Origin of the sequence: Streptomyces sp. CBMA123 (assembly GCF_014596465.1) — a bacterium.
Taxonomy (GTDB): Bacteria; Actinomycetota; Actinomycetes; order Streptomycetales; family Streptomycetaceae; genus Kitasatospora.
In genome coordinates, this window is sequence record NZ_MECK01000340.1 from 1 (window position 1) to 4,928 (window position 4,928).

Annotated in this window: 5 protein-coding genes; 4 read left to right on the plus strand and 1 reads right to left on the minus strand. The window is 71.8% G+C overall.

Annotation, left to right across the window (positions count from 1 at the left end; translation table 11 throughout):
* The coding region (locus BG452_RS29795; protein ID WP_188307461.1) for a LysR family transcriptional regulator at nucleotides 1–780 on the minus strand (780 nt) is incomplete at its 3' end.
* A 96-nt stretch (nucleotides 781–876) separates the two neighbouring features.
* Here BG452_RS29795 and BG452_RS29800 point away from each other — a divergent pair.
* The 4 genes from BG452_RS29800 to BG452_RS29815 form a co-directional block, all read left to right on the plus strand.
* On the plus strand, nucleotides 877–1,581 hold the full coding sequence (locus BG452_RS29800; protein ID WP_188307462.1) for a succinate dehydrogenase cytochrome b subunit: 705 nt from the start codon (nucleotides 877–879) through the stop codon (nucleotides 1,579–1,581).
* Between the two features lie 86 nt (nucleotides 1,582–1,667).
* A complete protein-coding gene (locus BG452_RS29805; RefSeq protein ID WP_188307465.1) occupies nucleotides 1,668–3,611 on the plus strand; it encodes a fumarate reductase/succinate dehydrogenase flavoprotein subunit in 1,944 nt (647 codons plus the stop codon).
* Nucleotides 3,608–4,345 (plus strand): succinate dehydrogenase/fumarate reductase iron-sulfur subunit, encoded by a 738-nt coding sequence (locus BG452_RS29810; RefSeq protein WP_188307463.1) that lies wholly within the window; start codon nucleotides 3,608–3,610, stop codon nucleotides 4,343–4,345. The genes BG452_RS29805 and BG452_RS29810 overlap by 4 nt, the downstream gene beginning before the upstream one ends.
* 354 nt (nucleotides 4,346–4,699) lie before the next feature.
* Nucleotides 4,700–4,928, plus strand: a 229-nt coding sequence (locus BG452_RS29815; protein ID WP_188307464.1) for a hypothetical protein, incomplete at its 3' end; no start/stop codon positions are given.

Consider the following 4,928-nt stretch of genomic DNA (forward strand, 5'->3'; position numbering starts at 1 on the left):
CAGCCCCGGCCCGGCGAACGGGGTGACAGACAGCCCCGAGCGCGCCGCGACCATCCCGGGCACCACCGCCGGGCCCAGCCCGGCCCGGACGAAGCCCAGCACCGCGTCCATCTCGCCGCCCTCGACGGCGAACTCCGGCTCGAACCCGGCCGCCCGGCAGGCCGCCAGGGCCGCCTCCCGGACGTCGTAGCCCTCCCGGAACATCACCAGCGGCCGCCCCCGCAGCTCCGCCACCCGCACCGGGCGCCGGGCCGGCCCGGCGGCCGAGACCAACACCAGCTCCTCGTGCAGCAGTTCGGTGACGGCCAGGGCCGGCGCGGCCTCCCCGCTGGGCGGGGTGATGATCAGCGCGAGGTCCAGCTCCCCCGCCGCCAGCCAGCGCACCAGATCGCGCGAGCCGCCCTCCCGCACCCCCAGCGCGACGCCCGGGTAGCGGTCCCGGAACACCCGCAGCACGTCCGGCACCAGGCTGGTGCACAGGCTCGGCGGCGCGCCCAGCCGCACCCGGCCGCGGCGCAGCTGCACCGTCTCCTGGACGGCGAGGCGGGCACTCTCGGTGTCCGCGAGGATCCGCCGGGCCAGCGGCAGCAGGGCGTCCCCGGCGTCGGTGAGGGCGATGTTGCCCCGGGTGCGGTGGAACAGTTCGGCCCCCAACTCCCGTTCCAGTGACCGGATCTGCTGGGAGAGCGAGGGCTGGGCGACATGCTCGGCGTCGGCGGCCCGGGTGAAGTGCCGGGTCTCGGCGACGGCCAGGAAATAGCGGAGTTGCTGGAGCTGCACGCAACCAGGTTAAGCCGCGACGATAGGCCCTGACTATCGTCACCAGCCGCAGCATGTCTTGGACGCACCCTTGTGGCCGTCCCTACCGTTGCTGGCATGACAACCGCGACTCGGACGGGCCGGCATCCGTCCACCTTGGCGACCCTGTGGCGGTCGACCGTCGGCAAGAAGGCGGTCATGGCCGTCACCGGACTGGTCATGCTGCTGTACCTGGTCGCGCACATGCTGGGGAACCTCAAGGTCTTCTTCGGCCCCGACGACATCAACGGCTACGCCGCCTGGCTGCGCACCCTCGGCCAGCCCTTCCTCGGCCACGAGTGGTTCCTGTGGATCGCCCGGGTCGTCCTGCTGGCCTCCGTCGTCCTGCACGGCGTGTCCGCGTACCAGCTCAGCCGCCGCGACCTCGCCGCCCGCCCCAGCAAGTACGTGCACCAGCGCCGCCGCGCGAGCTACGCGACCCGCACCATGCGCTGGGGCGGGGTGATCCTGGCGCTGTTCCTGGTCTGGCACATCCTCGACCTCACCACGCTCACCGTGAACCCGGTCGCCGAGCACGGCCACGTCTACCAGAACGTGGTCGGCACCTTCGGCCGCTGGTACAGCGACGTGATCTACATCGTCGCGATGCTGGCCGTCGGCCTGCACATCCGGCACGGCTTCTGGAGCGCCGCGCAGACCCTCGGCGCCAACAACGCCCGCCGCGACAAGGCACTCAAGCTGACGGCCAACGGCCTGGCGCTGGTGCTGACCGCCGGCTTCCTGTCCGTCCCCGTGGCCGTGATGTTCGGAGTCGTGAAGTGAACAGTCGTGAAGCGAGCGGTCATGAAGCGAACAGTCGTGAAGCGAGCGGTCATGAAGTGAACAGCGGTGACGTGAGCAGGGCTGAGATGAGCTACCTGGACTACGCCCTCGGCGAGCCGATCGCCGACACCAAGGCCCCCACCGGACCGATCGAACAGCGCTGGGACCAGCGGCGGTTCGACGCCAAGCTGGTCAACCCGGCCAACCGGCGCAAGCACACCGTGATCGTGGTCGGCACCGGCCTGGCCGGCGGCGCCGCCGGCGCCACCCTCGCCGAACAGGGCTACCACGTCGTCCAGTTCTGCTTCCAGGACTCCCCGCGGCGCGCCCACTCGATCGCCGCCCAGGGCGGCATCAACGCGGCCAAGAACTACCGCAACGACGGCGACTCGGTCCGCCGGCTGTTCTACGACACCGTCAAGGGCGGCGACTTCCGCGCCCGCGAGTCCAATGTGCACCGGCTCGCCCAGGTCTCGGTGGAGATCATCGACCAGTGCGTGGCCCAGGGCGTGCCGTTCGCCCGCGAGTACGGCGGCCTGCTGGACACCCGCTCCTTCGGCGGCGTGCAGGTCTCCCGCACCTTCTACGCCCGCGGCCAGACCGGCCAGCAGCTGCTGCTCGGCGCCTACCAGGCGCTCTCCCGGCAGATCGCGGCCGGCAACGTGGAGATGCACCCGCGCACCGAGATGCTCGACCTGCTGGTGGTCGACGGCCGGGCCCGCGGCATCGTCGCCCGCGACCTGGTCACCGGGAAGATCACCAGCCACACCGCGGACGCCGTCGTCCTCGCCACCGGCGGCTACGGCAACGTCTTCTACCTCTCCACCAACGCCAAGAACTCCAACGCCACCGCGATCTGGCGGGCCCACCGGCGCGGCGCCTACTTCGCCAACCCCTGCTTCACCCAGATCCACCCCACCTGCATCCCGCGCTCCGGCGACCACCAGTCCAAGCTCACCCTGATGAGCGAGTCGCTGCGCAACGACGGCCGGATCTGGGTGCCCAAGGCCGCGGGCGACACCCGCCCGCCCGGGCAGATCCCGGAGGAGGAGCGGGACTACTACCTGGAGCGGATCTACCCCTCCTTCGGCAACCTGGTGCCCCGCGACATCGCCTCCCGGGCCGCCAAGAACGTCTGCGACGAGGGCCGCGGCGTCGGCCCCGGCGGCCAGGGCGTGTACCTGGACTTCGCCGACGCCATCCGCCGGATGGGCCGGGACGCCGTCGAGGCCAAGTACGGCAACCTCTTCGACATGTACGAGCGGATCACCGCCGAGGACCCGTACCGGGTGCCGATGCGGATCTACCCGGCGATCCACTACACGATGGGCGGCCTCTGGGTCGACTACGACCTGCAGACCAGCGTCCCCGGCCTGTTCGCGGTCGGCGAGGCCAACTTCTCCGACCACGGCGCCAACCGGCTCGGCGCCAGCGCGCTGATGCAGGGCCTCGCCGACGGCTACTTCGTCCTGCCGCCCACCCTCAACGACTACCTGGCCCGCAACCCGGTGACCGCCGTGCCCGCCGACCACCCGGTGCTCACCGAGGTCGAGGCGGAGGTCGAGGACCGGCTCAACCTGATCCTCTCCGTCGACGGCGACCGCACCCCCGACTCCTTCCACCGCGAACTCGGCGAACTCCTCTGGGAGGAGTGCGGGATGGCCCGCGACGAGGCCGGGCTCAGGCGGGCCCTGGAGCGGATCCCGCAGCTGCGCGAGGAGTTCTGGCGCCGGATCAAGGTGCCCGGCACCGGCCAGGAGCTCAACCAGTCGCTGGAGAAGGCCAACCGGCTGGTCGACTACTTCGAACTGGCCGAGCTGATGTGCCTGGACGCCCTGCACCGCGCCGAGTCCTGCGGCGGCCACTTCCGCACCGAGAGCCAGACCCCCGACGGCGAGGCCGCCCGGCGCGACGAGGAGTACTCCTACGCCGCCGCCTGGGAGTTCACCGCCACCGGCCGGGCGCCCGTCCTCCACCGCGAGGAGCTCGAGTTCGAGCACGTCCACCCCACCCAGCGGAGCTACGCATGAACCTCACCCTGCGCATCTGGCGCCAGGCGGGCCCGGACGCACCCGGCTCGATGACCACCTACCAGGTCGGCGGCATCAGCCCGGACATGTCCTTCCTGGAGATGCTCGACACCCTCAACGAGGAACTGATCACCCGCGGCGACCAGCCGGTCGCCTTCGACCACGACTGCCGCGAGGGCATCTGCGGCGCCTGCGGCATGGTCATCAACGGCCAGGCGCACGGCCCCGAGCGCACCACCACCTGCCAGCTGCACATGCGGCACTTCCAGGACGGCGACACCATCGACGTCGAACCGTGGCGGGCCGCGGCCTTCCCGGTGGTCAAGGACCTGGTGGTGGACCGCTCGGCCTTCGACCGGATCATCGGCTCCGGCGGCTACATCACCGCCCCCACCGGCAGCGCCCCCGAAGCCCACGCCACGGCCGTCCCCAAGGAGGCCGCCGACACCGCCTTCGAGCACGCCGAGTGCATCGGCTGCGGCGCCTGCGTGGCCGCCTGCCCGAACGGCTCGGCGATGCTGTTCACGTCCGCCAAGGTGGTGCACCTCAACGTGCTGCCGCAGGGCGCGCCGGAGCGCTCCGCCCGGGTCCGGAACATGGTCTCGGCGATGGACGCCGAGGGCTTCGGCGGCTGCACCAACACCGGCGAGTGCGCCACCGCCTGCCCCAAGGGCATCCCGCTGCCCAGCATCGCGGCGATGAACCGGGAGTTCCTGCGGGCCGCCCGCGGTTGAGCCTCCACCCCCTGATCCGTCGGCCCCTCGCGCTGGTGCTCATCGCGAGGGGCCGACGCCGTTCCCCGTTCGCCGTCGCCCCGGGGCGCGCGGGCCCGACTCGCGCTCCCCGTACGGGTGGTGGATCGCCGCGCGCGGTGCTTCCTGACGGAAAATCGCGCTACGGTGGTGCTCCGCCACGGAAGGACGGCATATGCCCGAGGTTCAGTCCTGCTCCGGCTGCGGCGGGTCCGGGGGGACCCAGAAGACCGAGGCAACGGTCGAACTGGACGAGGAAGGAAGCATGGTGCCCAGCGTTCACACCTTCTGGTCACCCTGCGGTCGGTGCCACGGATCCGGGACGGTGATCGTCGGATGAGGTTGGTCTTCGAGTGCGTCGAGTGCGGTGGGCACTACCTGCCGCCGGAGGGCATGGTCTATCCGGACGGCCCGGCCTCGCCGCTCTGGTGCTCCCCCTGTCAGACGTCCAAGCACACGGCGGGCCTGCGGGAGGACCCGCTGCTCGCCCGGGTCGCCCTGGCCGCCGCCCGGGCCGCGCTGGCCAGGCGCGCCGCCGAGGCCGCCGAGCCGACCCCCGCCGGAC

Bases quoted from the DNA above. Each gene is read 5' to 3' on its own strand.
- BG452_RS29800 (WP_188307462.1), top strand. From the start codon at position 877: ATGACAACCGCGACTCGGACGGGCCGGCATCCGTCCACCTTGGCGACC.
- BG452_RS29805 (WP_188307465.1), top strand. From the start codon at position 1,668: ATGAGCTACCTGGACTACGCCCTCGGCGAGCCGATCGCCGACACCAAG.
- BG452_RS29810 (WP_188307463.1), top strand. From the start codon at position 3,608: ATGAACCTCACCCTGCGCATCTGGCGCCAGGCGGGCCCGGACGCACCC.